Origin of the sequence: Pseudomonas sp. NFACC04-2, from assembly GCF_900119265.1 — a bacterium.
GTDB classification, from domain to species: domain Bacteria; phylum Pseudomonadota; class Gammaproteobacteria; order Pseudomonadales; family Pseudomonadaceae; genus Aquipseudomonas; species Aquipseudomonas fluorescens_AA.
The window spans coordinates 99475-121536 of sequence record NZ_FPJC01000008.1; the positions used below are offsets into that span (position 1 = coordinate 99475).

General features: G+C 62.9%; 16 protein-coding genes. 4 read left to right on the top strand and 12 right to left on the bottom strand.

Translation table 11 applies throughout. The annotated features are described in order from the left end of the window. The first annotated feature begins 11 nt into the window (after positions 1-11). Complete coding sequence (gene cls / locus BT125_RS13305) at positions 12-1451, top strand: cardiolipin synthase (protein WP_060739952.1); 1440 nt, start codon at positions 12-14, stop codon at positions 1449-1451. Here cls and cfaB read toward each other — a convergent pair. The 5 genes from cfaB to BT125_RS13330 form a co-directional block, all read right to left on the bottom strand. Continuing rightward, positions 1448-2635 carry a C17 cyclopropane fatty acid synthase CfaB gene (gene cfaB, locus BT125_RS13310; RefSeq protein ID WP_072407588.1) on the bottom strand — a complete coding sequence of 396 codons (1188 nt, stop codon included), beginning with the start codon at positions 2633-2635 and terminating at the stop codon, positions 1448-1450. The two genes, cls and cfaB, sit on opposite strands and share 4 nt — an antisense overlap. A 182-nt stretch (positions 2636-2817) precedes the next feature. After that, positions 2818-4737 carry a heavy metal translocating P-type ATPase gene (locus BT125_RS13315; protein WP_072407590.1) on the bottom strand — a complete coding sequence of 640 codons (1920 nt, stop codon included), beginning with the start codon at positions 4735-4737 and terminating at the stop codon, positions 2818-2820. Then, positions 4734-5786 carry a protease modulator HflK gene (gene hflK, locus BT125_RS13320; protein WP_072407592.1) on the bottom strand — a complete coding sequence of 351 codons (1053 nt, stop codon included), beginning with the start codon at positions 5784-5786 and terminating at the stop codon, positions 4734-4736. Before hflK ends, BT125_RS13315 begins: the two co-directional genes overlap by 4 nt. After that, on the bottom strand, positions 5783-6823 hold the full coding sequence (hflC, locus tag BT125_RS13325) for a protease modulator HflC (RefSeq protein WP_072407594.1): 1041 nt from the start codon (positions 6821-6823) through the stop codon (positions 5783-5785). Before hflC ends, hflK begins: the two co-directional genes overlap by 4 nt. Next, entirely contained in the window at positions 6820-8781 is a 1962-nt protein-coding gene (locus BT125_RS13330; RefSeq protein WP_072407596.1) for a protease modulator HflK, read from the bottom strand. The genes hflC and BT125_RS13330 overlap by 4 nt, the downstream gene beginning before the upstream one ends. A 221-nt stretch (positions 8782-9002) precedes the next feature. On the opposite strand from BT125_RS13330, the gene lpdA reads away from it, so the two are divergent. Continuing rightward, positions 9003-10403 (top strand): dihydrolipoyl dehydrogenase, encoded by a 1401-nt coding sequence (gene lpdA / locus BT125_RS13335; protein WP_072407598.1) that lies wholly within the window; start codon positions 9003-9005, stop codon positions 10401-10403. A gap of 134 nt (positions 10404-10537) precedes the next feature. On the opposite strand, the gene BT125_RS13340 is transcribed toward lpdA, so the two are convergent. The 7 genes from BT125_RS13340 to BT125_RS13370 form a co-directional block, all read right to left on the bottom strand. Continuing rightward, positions 10538-12688, bottom strand: coding sequence for a hypothetical protein (locus tag BT125_RS13340; protein ID WP_072407600.1), 2151 nt, complete (start codon positions 12686-12688; stop codon positions 10538-10540). Continuing rightward, positions 12675-13868: a DUF3142 domain-containing protein gene (locus tag BT125_RS13345; protein WP_072407602.1), complete on the bottom strand. Its 1194-nt coding sequence runs from the start codon at positions 13866-13868 to the stop codon at positions 12675-12677. The genes BT125_RS13340 and BT125_RS13345 overlap by 14 nt, the downstream gene beginning before the upstream one ends. A 161-nt stretch (positions 13869-14029) precedes the next feature. After that, positions 14030-14842, bottom strand: coding sequence for a class I SAM-dependent methyltransferase (locus BT125_RS13350; protein WP_072407604.1), 813 nt, complete (start codon positions 14840-14842; stop codon positions 14030-14032). Next, positions 14836-15990: an acyltransferase family protein gene (locus tag BT125_RS13355; protein WP_072407606.1), complete on the bottom strand. Its 1155-nt coding sequence runs from the start codon at positions 15988-15990 to the stop codon at positions 14836-14838. Before BT125_RS13355 ends, BT125_RS13350 begins: the two co-directional genes overlap by 7 nt. Continuing rightward, on the bottom strand, positions 15987-16856 hold the full coding sequence (locus tag BT125_RS13360) for a class I SAM-dependent methyltransferase (RefSeq protein ID WP_072407608.1): 870 nt from the start codon (positions 16854-16856) through the stop codon (positions 15987-15989). The genes BT125_RS13355 and BT125_RS13360 overlap by 4 nt, the downstream gene beginning before the upstream one ends. Next, positions 16853-18145 (bottom strand): glycosyltransferase, encoded by a 1293-nt coding sequence (locus BT125_RS13365; RefSeq protein WP_072407610.1) that lies wholly within the window; start codon positions 18143-18145, stop codon positions 16853-16855. Before BT125_RS13365 ends, BT125_RS13360 begins: the two co-directional genes overlap by 4 nt. Next, a complete protein-coding gene (locus BT125_RS13370; RefSeq protein ID WP_072407612.1) occupies positions 18139-19752 on the bottom strand; it encodes a glycosyltransferase in 1614 nt (537 codons plus the stop codon). The genes BT125_RS13365 and BT125_RS13370 overlap by 7 nt, the downstream gene beginning before the upstream one ends. Positions 19753-20179: 427 nt before the next feature. Here BT125_RS13370 and BT125_RS13375 point away from each other — a divergent pair, with 427 nt between their 5' ends. After that, positions 20180-21094, top strand: a complete 915-nt coding sequence (locus BT125_RS13375; RefSeq protein ID WP_072407614.1) for a GDP-mannose 4,6-dehydratase — start codon at positions 20180-20182, stop codon at positions 21092-21094. Beyond that, complete coding sequence (gene gmd, locus BT125_RS13380; protein WP_060739937.1) at positions 21091-22059, top strand: GDP-mannose 4,6-dehydratase; 969 nt, start codon at positions 21091-21093, stop codon at positions 22057-22059. Before BT125_RS13375 ends, gmd begins: the two co-directional genes overlap by 4 nt. The last annotated feature ends 3 nt before the right edge of the window (positions 22060-22062 follow it).

A 22062-nucleotide genomic window follows, 5' to 3' on the forward strand; every position in this document is an offset into this window, starting at 1 on the left:
AAGGCTGCCCCATGGATTATTTCGGCCCGCATGTTTTCGGTTACCTGATCGCACTGCTCCACACCCTGGGTTCCATTGCCGCCGTCCACGCCGTGCTGACGGTGCGCACCGCCCAAGGCTCGATTGCCTGGGCCCTGTCGCTGACCTTCATTCCCTATCTGACGTTGATTCCTTACCTGGTGTTCGGCCGCAGTACGTTCGATGGTTACATCAAGGCGCGCCGGCAAGCCAACGAAGAAATGCGCAAGGCAATCTCCGAATTGAACTGGCGCCCTTGGGTCGAAGAGGCCCTGACCGCTCGCGCCTCCCAAGCCTACGCCTCGTTACGGGCCATGCCGAAACTGGGGCGCACGCCGTGCCTGGCCAATAATCAGGTGCGTTTGCTGGTCAACGGCCACGCCACGTTCGAGGCGATTTTCCAGGCCATCGAGCAGGCACGAGAGGCCGTGCTGATCCAGTTTTTCATCGTCCATGACGACCGTCTCGGTCAACGCCTGCACACGCTACTCTTGAAGAAAGCCGCCGAAGGCGTGGCCGTGTATCTGCTCTATGACCGCATTGGCAGTCACTCCCTGCCCCACCGCTACGTGCAAGCCTTGCGCGACGGTGGCGTCCACGTAAAAGCGTTCGCCACCCGCAGCGGCTGGCTCAACCGATTCCAGGTCAACTTTCGCAACCATCGCAAGATCGTGGTGGTGGACGGCGTGCAAGGGTTCGTCGGCGGGCACAATGTCGGTGACGAATACATGGGCGATAAACCACCCTTGGCGCCGTGGCGCGACACCCACGTGCAAGTGTGCGGGCCGGTGGTGGCGAGTATGCAAGAGTCATTCGCCGAAGACTGGTTCTGGGCGGCCCGTTCCCTGCCCCCGCTGATCCTGCCGGACAGCTACCCAGACGACGGTGTGCTTTGCCAGTTGCTGGCCAGCGGCCCGGCCGACGCTTATGAAACCTGCTCGCTGTTTTTCGTCGAGGCCATTCACGCCGCCAGCGAACGCGTCTGGATCACCACACCCTACTTCATCCCCGACGAAGCAGTGTTCGCAGCCTTGCGCCTGGCGGTGCTGCGCGGCGTGGATGTACGCATCCTGCTGCCCTCGCGGCCCGACCACAAGATCGTCTACGCAGCGTCCAGCCTGTACGCGTTTGAAGCGGTACGGGCCGGTGTGCGGATGTTCCGTTATGGACCGGGCTTCCTGCATCAGAAAGTGGTGTTGATCGACCGGGAAATCAGCGCCATTGGCAGTGCGAACCTGGACAACCGTTCGTTCCGCTTGAACTTCGAAGTCATGCTGCTCACCGTGGATATTCCGTTCGCCAGCGAAGTCGAGCAAATGCTTGAAGAGGACTTTGCCCAGGCCCAGGAAATCGACAAACAGGAAAGCCGGGAGACCCACCGCCTGCAGAAGGTCGGCATGCGGATCGCCCGGCTTATTTCCCCGATTCTCTAAGGGGTGTAGATGTCGTCGCGGGTCCAGGGCAGCTCATGGCTACCGTCGGCATGGGCCTTCACCGCCAGGATCTGGTGCAGGTTGATCCAGCCCTTGGCGAAGGCGTAGGCGCAGCCGGCCAGGTACAGACGCCAGATCCGCAGTGCCTGCTCCGACACTTCCTTCGACGCTGCCTCGAGGTTGTCCTCCAGGCGTTCACTCCAGTGATCGAGCGTGCGTGCATAGTGCATGCGCAAGCTTTCCACATCGACGATCTCCAGCCCCGCTTCACTGATCTGCGCGGAAATCATCGACAGGTGCGGCAGCTCGCCGTTGGGGAATACGTACTTCTCAATAAACTCGCCCGCGCCGCGACCGACCGGACGCCCGTCGGTGTGCTTGGCAGTGATGCCATGGTTCATCACCAGCCCACCCTCGCGCACGGCACCGAACAGCGTCTTGCAGTACTGCGCAAGGTTGGCGTGGCCGACATGCTCGAACATACCCACGCTGACCACTTTGTCGAAGCGGCCGTCCTGGGGCAGGTCACGGTAATCCAGCAGTTGCAACTCGACCTGATCTTCCAGGCCTTCGGCCTTGACCCGCTCCCGGGCCAGCATCAACTGCGCCTTGCTCAGGGTAATGCCGAAGACCTTGGCACCAAACTCCCGCGCGGCATAACGCGCCAGGCCGCCCCAGCCGCATCCGACATCCAGCAGGTAGTCACCCGGTTGCAACCGCAGCTTGCGACACAGGTGGCGAAACTTGGCTTGCTGGGCCTGCTCGAGGGTTTCACTGCCTGTCTCGAAATAGGCACAGGAATAGGCCATGTCGCTGTCGAGCCATAGCTGATAAAACGCGTTGGAAAGATCGTAGTGGTAGGAGATCGCCTTGGCGTCGGTTTCCTTGTCGTGGACCGAGCGCACCGGCTGGTTCTCGGGATCGTCCGCGACCAAGGCTTGGCTCAATTCATCGCAGACCCGAATGACTTCGTGGATCGGACCTTCGAGTTCCAGTTTGCCTTCGACAAACGCCGCCCCCAATGCGTCCAGGCTGGGGTGGGTAAATTGCGCGACCATTTGTGGGTCCTTGACCACAATCGTGACGCTGGGATCGGCCCCCAGTGTAAATTCATGGCCATCCCAGAGCCGCAGCCGAAGCGGTAAATGCAGATTCTGTAAGGCCGGTGGAAGTTGCGCGAGCATGAAAAATCCCCCCTTGTTTCAGACGTCTGAAATGAGGGTAGACCATGCTAGAAAAATAGCAGGCTATCGAATTTATAGCCTTTTTCTATCGCTGTCCCAAATCACTCCTGTGGCGGGTAACTTCTGCGCTGGCACGCCCTCTCCAATAGCAGACTGCAAGTACCACGCGCAGTTCGCTGACCCTACCCAACGGTGCCCTTCGCTTGGATCTTGAGCAGTGGCTCCTGGAACCGCAGCAAGCGCCCGGCATTACCTAACACTAGCAGGGTACTGAGATTGTGCAGCAGCGCAGCGATCATCGCCCCCGCCGCGCCAAGCCAGCCGAAGGCGGCAAAGGCAACAATGGCCAGCGTCCAGCCCAAGCCAATGATCACGTTGACCTGCAACGTGCGCCGACACTGGCGACTCAATCGCACGCAGGTGCCGAGGCGCCGCAGGTCGCTGCCGATCAGCACGATGTCCGCCGACGCCAGGGCGATGTCTGCACCACCCGCTCCCATGGCAACACCCACCACCCCGGCCTTGAGCGCCAGGGAATCGTTGATGCCATCGCCCACCACCATCGGGCGAAACCCATGGTCGATTTCAGCCATGACCCGCTTGAGTTTGTCTTCCGGCAAGGCCTGGGCTTGCACATCGCCGATGCCGACATCTCGGGCCAGGGTCGTGGCCACGCTCTGGCGGTCGCCGGTCAACAGCAACTGACGGCCCAGACCCAACTCGCGCAGCTCGGCCATGGCCACCTGTGCCTCCGGCTTGACGCTGTCGGCCAACAGCAGCCAGGCGAGGAACTGCCCATCCAACGCCAGACCGGCAATCGGGCCATCGTGCTCAGGAACCGCTGATGTTTGAATGCCCAGCTGTGCAAACAACTCCGGCCGACCGAGCGCCGCTTCGCCCTGAACCGTCATCGCGACCACACCCAACCCCTGGCGCTCACGAATGTCCGTCAGAGCCAGGCAGTTGTCCTGTTCCACCAGCCCCGCCAAGGCACGACTGACCGGATGACTACTGGCCGAACCAAGACTGGCAGCCAACGGCAGCAGCAACGATGCGTGAGCGTCCTGGGCATGTTCGATGGATTGCAGGCGCAGCACGCCATAGGTCAAGGTGCCCGTCTTGTCGACGACCAACGAGGTCAGGTCCGCCAGTTCTTCCAGGAAGGCCGAGCTGCGGATCAGGATCCCGTGGCGTGCCGCCACCGCGATCCCGGCAATGGCAGTGGCCGGCGCCGACAGCACCAACGCGCAGGGACACGCCGCCACTAATACCGCCAACATCGCCTGAGCATCGTTGGTCACGAACCAGGTCACTGCCGCCAGCAACAACACCAATACCAGGTAACTGCCGGCGTAGCGTTCCAGCAAACGGGTGATGGGTGGCTTGGAACGTTCGGCGTTTTGCATCAAGGCGATGACTTTGCCCAGGGTGGACGCTTCGCCGGTACGGGTCACCTCCAGGCGCAGCAGGCCATCGAGGTTGATCGCACCACCGAAGACTTCTGTGCCAACCACCGCCTCCAGCGGCACCGACTCACCGGTGATAGGCGCGGTGTCGAGGCTGGCCTGGCCGGACAGCACCCGACCATCGGCCGGCACCCGGTCACCGGCGCGCACTTCCACGACATCGCCGGCCTGGAGGGTCGCGTTGTCGACATCGATGATCGAGCCATCGGCCTGTACCTTGCGACCTTGGCTGCGGGTCAGTTGGCCAAGGGCATGGATCGCCTCTTGGGAACCGATGACACTGCGCTCTTCCAGCACATGGCCAAAGATCATGATGATCGGCAGTAACGCCGCGGTCAGCAGATCGCCGGTGGCCCAGGCGCCGAGCATCGCCAGGGCGATCAGTTGGTCAGTGATTCCGTGCAGGCTTGGGTACCGCAAGCTGTACCAGGCCGAACGCATCACCGGCACCGCCACCAACAGCGAGGCGAACCCCAACAGCAGTTGGCTGACGCCGCTCTGCTCCGGCAACCAGCCGCGCCAGGCCAGGCCCAATGCGAGCAAGCCGAGAGCGAGCATCGCCAAGGTCAGTTGCCGGGCGGCGATGCGTTGCTCCGCCGAGGACAACATCGGTACAGCAGGCGTTCGAGCGGTCATTGGCCGGCTCCCTGGATGATCAGGCGAGAATCGTCTTTCGGGTCGACCGTGGTCACTGAACCCGCCTGGCGAAGGATGGCAGGCATGCGTTCGCGATACAGGCGCAGCAGCATTTGCGGATCGCTGCCCTGGGTCTTCGCCAGCCCGAGTACCGTGGCCGTGTCGGCCGAAGCCTTGGCAAGCCGCTCGCTGGCCTGGGCATGGGCGACTTGCACGGCACGGTCAGCGTCCTGCCGGGCGACCTGGGTGAGTTTTTCCGCTTCAGTCCGTGCGTTGGCCACGGCTTTGTCGGCCTGTTGGCTGGCGGTCAGTACCGCGTTGAAAGCACTCACCGCCGGCCCGGGCAGACTCGATTGCACGTCGACCCGCACCACTTCGATGCCCAGCCCCTGCCCCGTCGCCGCCAGGTCAGCCAGGCGTCGGTTAAGCCCCTGAACCAGATCGCCTCGCAAGCGTTCGCGGCGCTCGGCCGCCTGGTTGTCACTGCCCATCAGTTCGGGGCGCGCCACCAGAATGGTATCCAGGTCCCGGGCCGCGGTCAGGGCCACGGCACTGCGGGTCGCCAGTCGGTCGAGTGCCGGCAAGACATGTTCACCTTGCAAGACGAAAGCGTAAGGGTCAGTGACCTTATAGAACACCCGCACATCCAGTTGCACCACGCCGGCATCACCGGTCAATAAATAACCAGAGCCGGCCAATGCATCGCTGACCGGCGTGGCGAAACTGGCCACACGATCAGCCTGCAAGGCCGCGTCCGAGCGCAGCAGATTTTCCACCCGCCGTTCCAGCACCCGATCCGCTGCTGGCAGCAGGATCACTTGTTCCACGGGACGCGGCCAAGCCAGCAAGAGGCCGGCATTCTGGATACGGTCCAAGGCGCCAAAGTGCAGCACCACCGCACGATTCTGCGGGTCGATCTGGCGCACGTTGGAAAAGACCCAGGCCAACGCCGCCAACACAGTGACAGCGTAAAGCACTAGAAACGCCAAACGTCCGGCCTGGATCCACGGACTGGATAACGCATTTGTTCCACGTGGAACCAAACTCATGGTTGTGTTCCACCTTTGCCGTCCAGGGAAGCAGGACCGTCCACCAGGACACGGAATGGCGCGGCATCGGTGCGCAAAATCAGCTTGGTGCCAGGGCTGACGATAGTGCCTAAGGTGTCCAGCGAACGGAGCAGGTTGTAGAGCTGGGGAGAGCCGGCGTACGCCCGGCCATATATTTCGGCCGCGTCTACCCGGGATTGCGCCTCGATATCAGCGGCCTTTACCGTGGCATCGGCTTGTACGACGCGGGCATCACGTTCTGCGGCGGAACGAATCTGCGCCGCTTCGCGCTTGCCGATGGCGGTGCGCTCGGTGGCGATGGTTTCGCGCTCGGCCCGCATGCGGTCTACCGTTGCGGTCAATGTCACCGATGGCAAAGTCAGGCGTTCGATACCGACTTGCAACACCCGTACACCGTAAGTGGCAAGCAACTGTTGATCGATCTGCTGACGCAACTGCGCTTCGAAATCGGCGATGCGCACTTGGCTGGCATCGGTGTTGACCAGGTTCGCCAAGTCAAAACTGGCGGCCGTGGTTTCCATCGCGGAGCCGACAAATGTGCGGATCTGCCGCGCAGCTTCGTCCGGTTGGTTCTGCACCGCGCGCATGAAACGCTGCACGTTGTCCGGGTCACCCTGGACCTGCCAGGCCACGTAGGCCTGGACAATGATCCGCAGCCCATCGCGGGTCCCGACATCCTGCAGGCCGCTGGACGTGGTGCGCAATCGCAGGTCCACCGGGATCGCCGCCTCGAACGGCGCCGGCCAGCGCCACCCCAGGCCAGGTTGCAGCAGCACCCGGGCCGGGTTGCCGAAACGGGTAATGACCGTGGCCTCCCCCGACCGCACTTGCACCAGGCTCGCGGCCGCGACGGCAAATGCCACCAACAACAAGGCCCAGCCCATCCGCCGCCAAGGAAATGGCCCGGCTTGCTCCGGGTCGCCGTGATGGTGGTGATGATGGCCATGGTGATGACCGGTATGGCCGTGATCGTGACCGGCGTGGTCGTGGTGACCGTGTGAAGAGGACTGGCTCAATGGGCAGCTCCTGGCGGGACGGGGTTACGCGGCGACGCGGGGTCGGCCGGCAGCGTGAAGGTTCGCAAGTCGATGGTCGGCGCGTTGCTGCTATCGCCCAGGCGATGATCGAGAATCAGCAACTGGGCATTGCCGAGGCCCTGGCTCAGTTGGCTCAAATAATGTTCCAACACAAAAGCGTGCCCCGCCGTGGCGTAGGCTTTACGGTCGGCGTTGAAACGCAAATCGGCAGCCTGGGCGGCCGCGTTGATTTCCCGCGCGGTGGCACTGGCCCGGTCATGGGCAATGCTGGCTTGCAATTGCGCCTGGTTAGTCTGTTCCGCCGCCGCGCCACGCTCCCGGGCGATCAATGCCTGGGCGCCGATCTGCGCGGCCTGCACGCCGTGGTAGGCATTGGCCGCACCGGCCGGCGGATGAATCGCCTCCACCACGGTCGCCAGGATTTCCACACCGCTGTCGACAGATTGCAGATCAGCCTGGACAGCGCGACCGATTTCGTCGGCCAGGCTCACGCGGTCGGCACCCAGCAAACCATCCAACGTACGTGAAGCAAACTCATGCACCAGGATGCGGCTGGCGGTGCTGCGGATCAGCGTCGGGACATCGGCGCTGTTGTAAGTCGCCGCCAGCGCCGCGGCATCCGTCAGGCCGATGCGATAGACAAAGCGCACATCCATGTTGACGATCTGGAAGCTCTGCTGGTCGGCACGACGGCTGGCAATGACCTGGGATTTGTCGTTCACATGACTGGCGTCCCACAACCGATTGGCAATAGCCGGTGCCGGCCCCTCCGCCGGTTCAGCCTCGACCACTGCACGGCTATCCGCAACGCTGGTCGCCAGTTCATGCACAACGCCATTCTCGACCTTGAGCACCCTGCCCCACGGCCAAGGCAATGCGACATGCAAGCCGGGACCGAACACCTCTACCGGTTTACCGAAGCGCTCATAGATGCCCCGCCCCTGCAGCGGCACTTCATGCACGCCAGTCAACAACCAGCCCACCAGCGCCACTGACGCCAACACCGGCAAAAAAGCCCGACGCATGTAGCTGAAGGCCCAGATCTGGCGCAGGTCGATGCCGAATCGGTTATGCAGTTCATGCTGCAAGGCCAGCCACGGTTGCGGCGGCCAGCGCAGCAGATCGGCGATGACACTGCGGCCCAGCAGCGTCGGCTCCAGGGCGTCCCGACGCGGGATAAACCACGATAGCACCGCGCGCAACAACAACTCCGCCGCCACCAGCCCCGGCAACAGCCCCATCAACACCGCCAGGCGCACCGGCCAGATGGACGTTTCTGCGGCGAACAGCAAGCACAAGGCGCCAAGCACCAGCACGATGATCGCCACCCGCGTCAGTTGCGCCAGCGCTGGCGCTTCCGGCCACTCCACGGGGGGCTGCTGGGCCAATTGCCGCTCAAACACCAATAACCCGAACGCCAACAACAACGACAGCACCGCCCCCACACTGGCCGAAACACCAAGGGCGGCAGCCGGCAATTGCAAGTCCCAGGTTTGCTTCAGACCCAGCAATACCAGTACGGCCCAACCGGCCAACCACAACGCAGGCGCACCGATTTGCTTGAGCAGGCCCACCGAACGGGCGCCCATGCGGTCCAGCAGCCGCTCATACCAACCCAAGTTATCAACAGGCTCGTTTTCCGCCGGCAGGTTATCCACAGCCGGCAGCAACGCCCTGCTGCGCCATTGCGTCACCCACCAGGCAGATTGCAAGCCCGCCACCAGCACCAACAGTCCTGCGCCTTGGCTGACCAGCAAGACTGGCCACAAAGATTGCGGCGAAAACACGCCGATAAAAAACGCCAGGACCAAGCCCAATCCCGCCACGCTTCCCAAGGCGCAGGGGATAAGCTTCAAGCGGCGCCCTTGAAACGACGCTTGCTGGAAACGCGGCCATTCGGCCACCTGTGCCCCCTCGATATCTAGATCGACTTGCATACCACCCCAGCTTCCGTGGCGATCAAAATCCGGGCCTGTGGGCAGACGCCACCGCCGCTTCGTTATAGGTCGTTACCTTATAACGATTACTGTGAAATTTCCGTTTTGAATTCTTCATGACAAGGTCCACGCCGGCCTCTTGACTTAAGCCTTGACCGGAATCTCTGCAAACGCTCATATTACGACCATAATTTTTTATCAAGCCAAGCGGGAGAACAGCGATGAGCAACTACGACGTGGTCATTCTGGGCGGCGGACCCGGCGGGTATAACGCGGCGATTCGGGCCGGGCAGTTAGGATTGAAGGCCGCTTGTGTCGAAGGTCGAGCCACCTTGGGCGGCACCTGCCTGAACGTCGGCTGCATGCCCTCCAAGGCGTTGCTGCACGCTTCGGAACTGTACGAGGCGGCCACGGGAACGGAGTTCGCCAACTTGGGGATTGAAGTCAGCCCGACCCTCAATCTTGCGCAAATGATGAAGCAGAAAGACGAAAGCGTGACGGGCCTGACCAAGGGCATCGAATTTCTGTTTCGCAAGAACAAGGTCGACTGGATCAAAGGCTGGGGCCACATCGACGGACCGGGCAAGGTGACCGTCACCGGTGCCGATGGTAGCAAGACCGAACTCAACGCCAAGGACATCGTCATCGCCACCGGCTCGGAACCCATGCCGCTGCCAGGCGTGACAATCGACAACCAGCGCATCCTCGACTCCACCGGCGCCTTGTCCCTGGGGGAGGTCCCCCGGCATCTGGTGGTGATCGGCGCTGGCGTCATCGGCCTCGAACTGGGCTCGGTCTGGCGGCGCCTGGGCGCCCAAGTGACCGTGGTGGAATACCTTGATCGCATTTGTCCGGGCGTGGACGGCGAGGCCGGCAAGACCTTGCAACGAGCCTTGGCTAAACAAGGTATCGAGTTCAAGTTGAGTTCGAAGGTCACCGGCGCCACGACCTCGGCCAGCGGCGTGCAATTGCAGATCGAACCGGCGGCGGGCGGCGAAGCACAGCACCTGGATGCCGATTACGTGCTGGTCGCCATCGGTCGGCGGCCCTACACACAAGGGCTGGGGTTGGAGAACGTCGGGTTGAGCACCGATAAACGCGGCATGCTCGCCAACCAGCGTCACCGCACCGAAGCACCCGGCGTCTGGGTGATCGGCGACGTGACGGCCGGACCGATGCTGGCCCACAAGGCCGAAGACGAAGCGATGGCCTGCATCGAACAGATCGCCGGCAAGGCCGCCGAGGTCAACTATGCGCTGATCCCCAGCGTCATCTACACCCGTCCGGAACTGGCCAGCGTCGGCCAGACCGAGGAACAGCTCAAGGCCGAAGGCCGCGTCTACAAGGTCGGCAAGTTTCCGTTCACGGCCAACAGCCGGGCCAAGATCAACCACGAAACCGAAGGGTTCGCCAAGGTCCTGGCCGATGAGCGCACCGATGAAATCCTTGGCGTGCACCTGGTGGGTCCGAGCGTCAGCGAGATGATCGGGGAGTACTGCGTGGCGATGGAGTTCAGTGCCTCGGCCGAGGACATCGCCCTGACCTGCCACCCGCACCCTACCCGTTCGGAGGCGTTGCGCCAGGCGGCCATGAATGTGGAGGGAATGGCGACGCAGATGTAGGAACGACGCTCCACGGGCGATAACACCTGCCCTGTGGGAGCGAGCTTGCTCGCGATGCGGTCATCCATAGGCACTTGTAGTGCCTGCAATGCCGCTATCGCGAGCAAGCTCGCTCCCATAATGGGTGCTTCACCTCAGGAGGCTGACATCCGGGCCTTGCGCCGCCGACGACTGATCAACCCCAACCCCACCGCCACCACCAGCACGCCCCCGCCCACTTCCAGCCAAACCTTGTAAGGTCGCAGCGCCGAGCGGATCGGGTCCAGGGCCTGGGTCACGTAGCGTTTGTTCGCCTTGCCGAAGTCCGGTTGCTGGCATTGATGACCAAAATCCCCAGCCCAATCCACGTACGGGCCTTCCTTCACATAGCGCTGGTACAGCGCGCTTTGCTCTTCAAGGCTGGAGTTGTACCCGACCGCCTTGCACAGCACCGCCGCAAACGCCTGGCTGGTATGGGGCAGGTAATCCGCCGCCTGGCTCGCCAGCGCCGTGGCGACAAACCGATAGTGATAGCGCACGTCCGGCTGCGCGGCGCTGGCCTGCTGGCGTTGCACTTCACCTTCGGCCACCAGTGGCCCGACGTTCAACTCGACCGGTTCCAGGCTGTAATTGCCGCCCAGGCTGGCGTAATCCGGCGCCATCTCATAGCCGAGCAGTTCCATACCCCATTTGCGCGCCATCCAGGACGCATGGAAATACGCCTCGGCCCGCCGGGTTGGCCACCATTTGGACTCGGCGTCCTGGCGCAATTGCCCATAGGCACGGGCCTTGTTCTGCAGGTCCGGGTTATCGAAATAAGCCGGCGCCTCATCAAAGCGCCCTTCCCTCAGCAAACGCCTGCCCAGCAGATTACGCAGGCTCGCGGCCACCGGCAGCGGCACATAGTTGTCCCGCTCCTCTTGGCTCAACGCCGGTGGCGCCGGGACTTGAGCGTCGACGTACTGCTTGAGCTCATCCACTGTGAGCACCCGCTCGGCGACGGCGGCGGCGTCGTACCAATAGTTGCTCTGGCCGCGATAGAGCTGATCGAAGGCTTGCAGGTAATCACCGCGCTGCAAGGCCAGGATCGCGCTTTCCCCTTCGACCCGGCACTTGGGTTGCACCGATTCGTAATTCCAATCCGGTGTGCGCCGGCTGCCCCAGGATTCATCGTTCGGAAACGCCTGGGCAGCCTTGGCATAAGCCGCCGCCGCGGCCACCTTGTCGCCGTCGCGCAAGGCCAGCTTGGCGCGCACCCACCAGGCCAAGCCTGTGTCGGGAGCCTTTTGCACAAACGCCTGGGCGTTGGCGTAATCGCCGTGCTGGTAACTCACCGCCGCCAAACGGTCAGCATCGTCCAGGTTGTCCCGGGCGTTGGTCTGCAACAGTTTGACCAGCCTTTTCTCACCCGAAGGTTCTTCACCGTCCCACCAGCCAACGCGGCTGAGCAGGTAGGCGGTGACCAGTCGCTGCACCGCTTTGGTCTTGAGCAACTCGCCCAAACGTTCATCCGACTCGACGCTCAGGCGTTGTGCCAATTGCAGCAACGAGCTGTAGCCGACCGGGGACCCTTGCAGGTTCTGGATCGCGTACAGGCCGATGGCGCTGTCCCAGTCGTCAGCGGTGTAGGCCACCCGGGCCTCTTCGCCGAGGCTGGCGATGCCCAGTTCCAGCGGATCGCTGAACCCGGCGATGCTCATTTCCCGGGCCTGACGAAATGCCGCTCGCGCCTGATCTTGCAAGGCCACAGGGTCGCCGCTGCCCGCCTCGGTGCTCACGGCAAACAATGCCCGCCCAAGGGAATACGCGGCCCAGGTGCTGCGCAACCGACGCTGGTCAGCCGGTAACGCCAGCAATTGCTGGAACGCTTCCACGGCGCGCTGATGCTCACCGACGTTGAAAGCTGCCGCGCCGAGCGCATACAGGCGCAGCTCATCGGGCAGGTTGGCCGCTTCGGCCGCCACCTGGTCGATATCGGTCAACGCACGCAGGCGCTCCACCACCGCTTGTTGCGGCGGAGTCAGGCCAATCTGCTCGGCCTGGTTACGTTGGTCAACGTAGGAAGGCAGGTCGTCATAGCTGTAGTCCGGGTTGCGCGTCGCCTCGGTGGCCGGCTTGAGCCCGGCAATCGCCTGGCCGAGGCGGCTGACCTCGAAGCGAAAGCTGCCTTCGGGCAACTCCGCCAGCGTCTGGGCGCGGTTATCCAGCAGGCGCATCGGGAAATCCGGCCCGCAGGCCAGCGCCGAGCCCAGCGGCAGGCACAGGCTCAGGCACAGCAGGTGACGAGGCCACTTACGGGTAAACATTGAAACCTCCTTGGTCGATTTTCGTACAGCGCGCCCAACCGATTGCTCGTTGGCTACCAGCCGCCAAGCGGCCTTCCTGAATGCGGGTGAAGGTAAGCAGTCCAGGGGTTTGTTGCAACGTATAGCCGGCCAATGCATCGACGCCGTCACAGGCGCCGACAGCCAGCGTCAAGCGCTGAGGCCAGGGACTGTCGAGATTGCCCTGGTTGACCAAGCGGATATCGTACAAACCGCCCTGCTCCCCCCATTGCAACGCCAGGCGACTGTCCAGGCGATCGCCCCGGGCAACGGCGCCGAGCGTGGTCAGGCTCCACGCTCGCCGGTCGCCGGCCAGCGGCAGGCGAAACCAGATCAGTCCGGCGAGATGTTTCGGCGGATCAGCCCGTAAATCCGCCGCAAGCCCGGCCACTTGCTGTGGATCGGCCAACAACTCCCGACGCTCGCCGCCGCGATCGATCGGCACTTCGCTTTCCACTACCGGCACGCCGCTCTCTTGGGTCAGCAGCGCCACGCCGTAGGCTGGCAGGGCCAGATAAAACGGCCGCGTGGTGACCTCGCTCCAGCGTTGTGCCCAGTGCCGGGCCTGTTTCGGATCGAACAGCCCTTGCCGTGGATCGCTCACCGCGTGGACCTGCAGCACGCTGCTGTCCACCGCGTCCAACAATCCCGGCAATGCGGGGCTGTCGAGCCAGGCCGGTAGCGCCGTGATGCTGAGCCGCAGGTTGGCCGGCAGGCTGTGCCGCAGTTGGCCGAGGAAGTTTCCATAGGCCGGCAGCCGTGCATTGCCGGCATCGTGGTCGACCTCAACGCCCACCGGGGTCAGGCCTTGGGCTTGCCAATCGCCCAGAACTTGCTGGATTTGCGCAATGACCTCGTCCTGGTCCAAGGCCTTGAGCTGGCCGTCCAGGCGAATCACGGCGATCAGCGGACGGCCGTCCGCCTTGAGCAGGCCCGGGTCGATCCGCGCACGGCGCCAGCCCGCCCCGGGAAAAGCCTGCAACGCCAGCACCCGCAGCGTGGAAAAATCGCCCCGGCTTTGGCGCAGCGCCGGCTCATGAGCCTTTGTCCATTGGCGCTGCCAGATATACAACTGTTGATCCAGGGCTGGGGGTGGAGGTTGTTCGCAGCCCGCCAAAAGCAACATGGCGAGGGCCAGGGAGAGCCGGAAAAAAACAATCATGAAGCCTTACCGCGCGCAAAAGATGTGCAGATTAACGCCGAGCGCGTCATTGTGGGAGCGAGCTTGCTCGCGATAGCGGTGTCTCAGTCAATCTATAGGCGGCTGAACCAACGCTATCGCGAGCAAGCTCGCTCCCACAGGGTTAAGGTCTACCAACGTCATCAAGGCTTACGCGCAATAATCACCTGACTCTTGGCCACCACCGCGTCCAGCGCCTGCTTGATCTGCGCCCCGCGCGGTGAATTCAGCACTGCTTGCCAGGTGTCGGCCCAGTGATTGAGCAACGGGTGGTCGGCGTTGCTGAAATCGACCTTGGCCTCCCAGAACAACAGCATCCACATCGACCAATAGAACCCGTATTGGCTGTGGCTCAACACCTCCAGCCCGGCCTCGCTGACCATCGCCTTGAACTGCTCTTCACTGATGATGCGAATGTGATTGGGCTTGCGGAAGTACTCCGGCGCGGCGATGTCTTTTTGCAGATCCTCGGAGCTGGGGTGCGGCACGCTCAGCAGGTACAGCGCGCCGGGCTGGCCGACCCGTACCAGTTCGGCAAGGAACTGCGCCGGGTCGTCGACGTGCTCGATGACTTCGGTGGACACCACTCGGGTGGCCGTGGCGTCGGCAATGGGCAGTGGGTTGCAGTCGGTCACATGGCACTCGACACCGCGCGCAGGGGTGTCGCTCAAGCGCTGGCGCGTGGCTTCAACCTTGGCCGCATCGATGTCGGCGATGATGATCTTCGCCCCGCGCATCCCACAAAAATGCACGTTGCCGCCGTCGCCACAGCCCACGTCCAGCAACGTGTCCTCAGGCGTCACAGGGAAACCCGTGAACAGTTCGCCAGTTTGCTGGTTGAACCAGCCGCTGAGCATCGCATCGTGCAGCCCGAGCATATACGGGTCGACTTTCTCGGCGACCGGTTCGGCGGGCGCGGGCGTGCCCGTGGTGAGTTTCTTCAAAAGGCTCAGCATGACGGGGCTCCAGAAACAGGAAGGACGGTTCGGGCGGCGGACAGGCGTTCGACCAACCGGGCGCCACGATTGCGCATGGGCATTTCGACCCAACGGTAGTTCAGTTCGCTCAACAGCCCGATCAGCAACAACGCGCACGCCAGGGCCGGCCAGGGATGGCTTGCCGGGTCCGGCGAGCCCAAGGGGGCGAAACGAAACCACAACTCGCGCAGCAGGAAAAACACTGGGATGTGGATCAGGTAGATCCCGTAGGAACGACTGCCCACCCAGGTCAGCGCCGTCTTCAGCCGACCGCGGGGCAACAAGTAATCCTGATCGTAAGAGGCCACCCAGACCAGCACGGCACTGAGCACCGCGATGACCCCGAGGCGGTAGAACGCCAAATTGAAGTGCTCGGTCGCGATCCAGGCCATCACGCCGCCAAGGCCCAGCACCAGCAGCACACCCAAGGGCGGGCGGCGCAGCCACGTGGGCTCGAAGCGCCAGTAGCTGGGCCGCAGGCTCCAGATCGACAACAACACTCCCAGCGCCAAGGCATCGGTACGGATCACCGACAACCACAGCGCCCGCCAGGTGAAAAACTGCACGAGCACCACCGCCAGCAGCACCCACACCAAATAGCGGCGCGAGACGAACACCAGCAGCGGCAGGATCAAATAGAACTGTTCTTCCAACGACAGCGTCCAGTACACGAAGCTCGCACCGTATTCATACTGCATGAACGCATCGGCAAAACGCAGGTTGGCGAATTGCAGGAAACCGGCCAGGGTCGCCTGCAGGTTGGCCTGCACGCTGCCGAACGCGCCGGAACGGTTCAGGAAGAACACCGCGAACAACACCAGCAGCAACCAGAGCCAGGCCGACGGCAACAGGCGAAACGCACGGCGAATCCAGAACTCCCGGGTGACGGCCCAGAATTGCCGGGGGCTGTCGCAGCGACGCAATTGCGGGATCAGGCTGCGCCCGATGACAAACCCGGAGATCGCGAAAAACAGGTCCACCCCCCACCACAGCTGGAAGCTGTCGGCCAAGGCCGCCAGACGCGGCCATCCGCCAGGAAACGGCATGCCTTGCAGGTGATGGAACAGCACGCCGATCACCGCAACGGCGCGCAGCAACTCGATGTCCAGGATCCGCTTGCCGCTCATAAAGTACTCCCGGAAGAAGGATCGGGTTTACGCGCGATGATGACCTGGCTCTTGGGCATGAACCGGTCCAGCACCTGCTTGATCACCAGGCCGTCGGGTTGCGTCAGCAAGTCTTGCCAGAGGCTCGCCCAACGCTCCATCAACGGCGGATACGGTGCCTGGATACGGTCGCGCACGGCTCCCTCGAGGTCCCGGCCAGCCGCTCGTTCGCTGGCCCAGAAGAAAATCATGCCCATGACCCAGAAAAACCCGCTGGCCTGGCGATGCTCGATCACCAGCCCGGCGTCCTCCACCAGCGCGGCGAATCGTTCGGCACTGAAAATCTGCACATGGTTGGGCGCTTGAAAGTAGCCGGGCGGCGCGATGCCTTGCTGCAAATGCTCGCCCACCGAGGCCGGCACACTGAGCAGATACTGCGTCCCGGGCCGGCCCATGCGCACCAGCTCGGCCATGAACGGCTCGGGCTCATGGATATGCTCGAGCACCTCCATGCAGACGATCTTGTTCGCACAGCCATCGGCCAGGGGCAGCGGCAGACTGTTGCTGACCAGCCCCAGGAACGGCGCGACGGCCTGGGCCTCGACTTGGCGAGCCAGGTCGCGCACCTTGTCCTGTTCGCTGTCGGTAAAGATCACGGACGCGCCCTGGCGCATGGCAAACAGCGTCGCCACACCTTCGCCGCAGCCCACATCCAGCAAGGTATCGCCGGCCGTGATGGCAAAGCCCTTGAGCAATTCGCCGGTTTCACTGCGAAACCAGCCGTCGAGCATCGCGTCGTAGAGGCCGGCATCCCGGGGCGAAACGGCCACCGTCGGCGCTGGCGGAGGCGCCACTGGCCTGCGCCCGGCCAGCCATCGCCGGATCATGGCTGCGCCGCGTTCCGGCGACGCTCGGACAATTGTTCGAAAAATGCCCGCAAACGCTGCTCGGCGTTGGCTTGGCTGCAGAATTTCTCCAGGCTGTGCACGGCATGGGCCGACATGCGGCGATAACGCTCAGGGTCATTTTTAGCCACGTCGTAGCTGGCGCGGTAGGCCGAGCACAGCGAGTCCCAATCGGTGACATAACGCAGGGTCCGGTAAGCCGCCCGCGGGTCGTGGGGCCAGGCGGTCAGTTCCTCGGTCGAATCCACCACGAAGGCATTGTCGTGATCGATGTAGTCGGCCATCGCCGTGTTCAACGGCGCAATCGCCGGACGGCCGCAGGACATGAACTCCATCAACGGCAGGCACTGCCCTTCGCCATAGGAACTGTTGACCACGTACCGGGTGGCTTCCACCAGCCGTTCGTAGTCCGCGTCCGCCAGGTACCCGTGAATCAGCACGATGCGGCAGCGGTACGACTGGTTCTTGTAGACGTGGTGGAGCATGTCGGTGAGCGCGGCGATGACATCGTGGTGAGTCAGCTTGAGTACCAAGGTTGCGTCAGGAACATCGCGAAACGTCGCGCAAAATGCGCTGATCATGTCCTTCCAGTTCTTGCGCCCGTCGTAGGGATTGAACACGGAGGTATAGATCACACCGTCCAGCAGTAACTCGCAATCCTCGGCCGGGCCGTCCAGCACCAGCGGTGTGCCGGCCTGATGCACCGGTGGGCCATATGGCCGCAGATCGGTGGTGCGACTGTCGATCAGCAGGCCACGCAATTGCAGGCGCATGTGATCCACGGTCGGCCGCTGGGCCAGCACCGCACCACGGGCGGCAAAGCGGTCCCATACCGGCGCGGCGACAGCGGCGATGGGAAAGTCCGCGCCCATCACCTCACGAACGGTGCTGACGGTGAAGCTGGAATGGGTGATCGCCATGCCGGTTGCGCCCAAGACCACTCGCCAGTCGTGCCGGGCCTCGCCCTGCCAGCTTTCGGTAGGGATGGTGCTGAATTCCCAGGCGAACACCGGAATCGTCGGGCAGGCGTAGTAGGCAGCGGTGCGATGAGGCGGTGAAAACGACAGGAATACGCAATCCTCGCCACGCTCCAGGCAATCGGCGTACAGCTGATCGACCTCTTCGTCAGGCCGGGTCACTTCGACCACCCGCCCCAACCGCTCCAGCACCGGGCGAAACTCCTTGAGCACGAAGTAATAGCTGTATTCGGGCTTACCGAGGTTTTCCAGAATGTTGCTCTGGTTGGTTTCCGAATAAATGATGATCAACATGAGGCGCTACCTGCCTGGACCGCCAGCGGCAGCCCTTCGTCACAGCCTGGCTCCGCCAGGAAATCCGCCAGGCGCTGCTGCACCGGGGCGAACGCGCAATAGCGGCGCATCCGCTCGTTCGCGGCAACGGCCATGGCCTGGTAGGCCTGCGGCTGGTGCTTGGCCATGGCGTAGCTCTGCTGATAGGCGAGTTTCAATGAGCCCCAGTCGGGTCGATGGCGCAGGGTGCGATACAAAATGCGTGAGTCTTCCGGCCAGATGGTCGGTTCGCGACTGGACTTGACGATGAAGGCCACCTCGGCGTCGATGTAATCGCGCATCGCTGTGTGGTCCGGCGCGATGACGGGGCGTGCACAGGACATGAACTCCATCAACGGCAGGCACAGGCCCTCACAGCGGGACGCATTGACGTAGAAACTCGCCGCGCCATACAGCCGGGCGAACTGTTCGTCCTCCAGGTAACCGTGCATCACCACCACCCGGCAACTGAACGGCGACAGCTGGGACAGCAGCGTCAACAGCTCGACGTAGTAGGTCGACAGGTCGTTCTGAGTCATCTTCAGCACCAACGTGGCGTCCTCGACGTCACGCAGGGCCCAACAGAATGCGGTGACCAACTGATGCCAGTTCTTGCGCCCGTCATCGGGGTTGAACACGCTGACGTACACCACCCCACTGACTTCGGTTTCCACCACTTGGTGGGTGTCCGGCAGCACGGCCTGGGGATGTGCCGGTGCCGCCGGTTCGGGAACAGGCTCTGGAACGGGCTCGACGGCCACCGGCAGCGGTGCCGGCCCCCTCAGGATCCTGCTGGTGGCAACGCGCACCGGCACGGGTATCAGGTCGCGGACCGCCTCGCGATACCAGCACAGCAGGTTGTGCTTGCACAGCCACACGGGGCCCTGCTCGCTCTTGCCGGTGAAGGCGCGGGTGACTTCGCGCAGGTAATGGCGGGAAATGAATGCGCGCCGCCGCCAAGTCAAAGGGGGTGGCTCAATGATTTGTTTCGGCTCTGGTTCCGGCACTTCTTCGAGGATCGGCGCGATCAAGCCATCGGCCGACAGCCCGAGAGGCCGGCTGTCGATGATGCAGCCCCTGATCTGCAAGGTCGTTCCCGGGTTGATCGGCAGGCTCGGGTGGCGCTCACGAACCGCCGCGAAACGCTCCCACAGCGGCGTGGGCAATACCAATACCGGGAAATCCTCGCCCAAGGTCCGGCGGATCGCCTCGGCCGTATGGCTGGACAGGGTAATCACCCGGCCATGACGGGCCAGCGTGCGACTCCAGTCATGCCGCAGGTCGTCGTCCCAGTGCTCGGCCGGGATCGAGTCGAACTCCCAGGCCACCACGCAAACCATCGGGCAAAGCAGGTCCTGCGGCGTCTTGTGCGGGGGTGAAAACGAAAGGAACAAGCAGTCCTGCCCGGCCTGCTGCAGTGTTTGATACAGCGGATCGACCTCGGCGACCGACGACACCACATGCACCGGCCCCAGGCTTTCCAGCACGGGACGATAAGCCTTGAGCACGAAGTAATAGCTGTACTCAGGGCGTCCGAGGCTCTGGCTGATGGAGTGATCGTTTACGTCCGAGTAAAGAATGAAATTCATGGCATCCCATCATGGCACCGCCGTCCCGGCGGCCCCACTTCATGACGGTCGAGTCACGCATCGAGCCGGCCCATGGGCCGCCACGCGTCGTTCATCTCGCTACCCGTCTCGTTCTTGTTTTTTTATGGTCCCGCCCCTGGCGGTTCATCTCGAAGATCGAAACCAGGGAGAGCGTGACGAGGGGCATTCTAAACACATCCGCCAAGGGTTCGTGAACCGCCCGGCAAGAATAAACCAGCTATAAATATGAGAACTGACCAGTCACGATTTGCGCTGTTGAAATTGCTGCAAAATTGGCACAGATTGGCAACCAAACAACTACAACAAACGCTTCTCTAGGCTAATCGTTGAGTGACTTTTCTCCGATCTTACGGAAATTTCCCACTCAGTTCGCAATAGACGAAGCGACCGTCAAGGGGACTGGAGCTTGAAAAAACGTCTGTTCGTTACGGGCTTCAGCGGTTTCGTTGGACGTCACCTCAAATCTCGACTGAACGGTCATGATTCGGCGTGGCAGGTGACGCCTGTCGCCACCCGCTACGACCTGACGGATGCCAAGACCCTGGAGGGCCTCTGGCCCGAGGTTCCCGACGCCGTGATCCACCTGGCGGGCCAGACCTTTGTGCCCGAAGCCTTTCGCGATCCGGCCCGCACCCTGCACATTAACCTGCTGGGCACCTTAAACCTGCTCCAGGCCCTCAAGACCCGGGGTTTCACCGGGACGTTCCTGTATGTCAGCTCCGGTGATGTCTATGGTCAGGTCAGCGAAGACCGGCTGCCGATTACTGAACTGCAACCGCCCGCCCCGCGCAACCCGTATGCCGTCAGCAAGCTGTCGGCCGAACTGCTGAGCCTGCAGTGGGGCATGAGCGAAGGCTGGCCGGTGCTGGTGGCCCGCCCGTTCAATCACATCGGTGCCGGCCAGAAGGACAGCTTCGTCATTGCCAGCGCCGCCCGGCAGATCAGCCGGATCAAGCTGGGCCTGCAACCGGCCCGGCTGCAAGTGGGCGATATCGACGTGACCCGCGACTTCCTTGATGTCGGCGATGTGATTTCAGCCTACCTGGCCCTGTTGGAAAAAGGCGCCCCGGGGCAGGTCTACAACATCTGCTCGGGGCGCGAGCAAAGCATTCGCAGCTTGATCGAACAACTGGGCGATCTCGCCCAGGTCGATGTGCAACTGATCCAGGACCCTGCGCGTCTTCGCCGCGCAGAACAGCGTCGCGTCTGTGGTAGCCCAGCCAAGCTACGACAGGCCACCGGATGGACGCCCGAAACAACAACACAACAATCCTTGCGGGCGATCCTGTCCGACTGGGAGATACGGGTACGACAAGAATGAAAAGTGCATTGATCACGGGGATCACCGGCCAGGACGGCGCGTATCTGGCCAAGTTGCTGCTCGACAAGGGTTACAAAGTCCACGGCCTGGTGGCGCGACGCAGCAGCGACTCGCGCTGGCGGCTGCGAGAGATGGGCATCGAACAGGACATCGTTTACCTGGACGGTGACATGGCCGATGCCTGCTCCGTGCAACGGGCAGTGATCAAGTCGGCGCCGGACGAGGTGTATAACCTGGCCGCGCAAAGTTTCGTCGCGGCCTCCTGGGACCAGCCGGTGACCACCGGTATCGTCGACGGGCTGGGGGTTACCCACCTGCTCGAAGCCATTCGCCAGTTCAGTGTGCAGACCCGCTTCTACCAGGCCTCCACCAGCGAAATGTTCGGCCTGATCCAGGCCGAGCAACAGGACGAGCACACCCCGTTCTATCCACGCAGCCCCTATGGCGTGGCGAAACTGTACGGCCACTGGATCACCGTCAACTACCGGGAAAGCTTCGGCCTGCATGCCAGCAGCGGCATCCTGTTCAACCACGAATCACCGCTGCGCGGCATCGAGTTCGTGACTCGCAAGGTCACCGATGCCGCTGCGCGCATCAAGCAGGGCAAGCAGCAGGAATTGCGCCTGGGCAATATCGACGCCAAGCGCGACTGGGGCTTTGCCGGCGACTACGTCGAGGCCATGTGGCTGATGTTGCAACAGGACAGCCCCGACGATTACGTGGTGGCCACCGGCGTCACCACCACCGTGCGCGAGATGTGCAGGATTGCCTTCGAACACGTGGGCCTGGACTACCGTGACTTCGTCAAGATCGACCCGGCGTTTTTCCGCCCGGCCGAAGTCGAGGTGTTGCTCGGCAACCCGGCCAAGGCACAACGCGTCCTGGGCTGGAAGCCTCGGACCGACCTCGACACCCTGATCCGCATGATGATGGATGCGGACATGAAACGCGTCGCCAAGGAGTAGGCC

Bases quoted from the DNA above. Each gene is read 5' to 3' on its own strand.
- BT125_RS13330 (WP_072407596.1), bottom strand. From the start codon at position 8,781: ATGCAAGTCGATCTAGATATCGAGGGGGCACAGGTGGCCGAATGGCCG.
- cfaB (WP_072407588.1), bottom strand. From the start codon at position 2,635: ATGCTCGCGCAACTTCCACCGGCCTTACAGAATCTGCATTTACCGCTT.
- BT125_RS13340 (WP_072407600.1), bottom strand. From the start codon at position 12,688: ATGTTTACCCGTAAGTGGCCTCGTCACCTGCTGTGCCTGAGCCTGTGC.
- cls (WP_060739952.1), top strand. From the start codon at position 12: ATGGATTATTTCGGCCCGCATGTTTTCGGTTACCTGATCGCACTGCTC.
- BT125_RS13360 (WP_072407608.1), bottom strand. From the start codon at position 16,856: ATGATCCGGCGATGGCTGGCCGGGCGCAGGCCAGTGGCGCCTCCGCCA.
- BT125_RS13370 (WP_072407612.1), bottom strand. From the start codon at position 19,752: ATGAATTTCATTCTTTACTCGGACGTAAACGATCACTCCATCAGCCAG.
- hflK (WP_072407592.1), bottom strand. From the start codon at position 5,786: ATGAGTTTGGTTCCACGTGGAACAAATGCGTTATCCAGTCCGTGGATC.
- BT125_RS13365 (WP_072407610.1), bottom strand. From the start codon at position 18,145: ATGTTGATCATCATTTATTCGGAAACCAACCAGAGCAACATTCTGGAA.
- BT125_RS13355 (WP_072407606.1), bottom strand. From the start codon at position 15,990: ATGAGCGGCAAGCGGATCCTGGACATCGAGTTGCTGCGCGCCGTTGCG.
- BT125_RS13345 (WP_072407602.1), bottom strand. From the start codon at position 13,868: ATGATTGTTTTTTTCCGGCTCTCCCTGGCCCTCGCCATGTTGCTTTTG.
- lpdA (WP_072407598.1), top strand. From the start codon at position 9,003: ATGAGCAACTACGACGTGGTCATTCTGGGCGGCGGACCCGGCGGGTAT.
- BT125_RS13315 (WP_072407590.1), bottom strand. From the start codon at position 4,737: ATGACCGCTCGAACGCCTGCTGTACCGATGTTGTCCTCGGCGGAGCAA.
- gmd (WP_060739937.1), top strand. From the start codon at position 21,091: ATGAAAAGTGCATTGATCACGGGGATCACCGGCCAGGACGGCGCGTAT.
- BT125_RS13350 (WP_072407604.1), bottom strand. From the start codon at position 14,842: ATGCTGAGCCTTTTGAAGAAACTCACCACGGGCACGCCCGCGCCCGCC.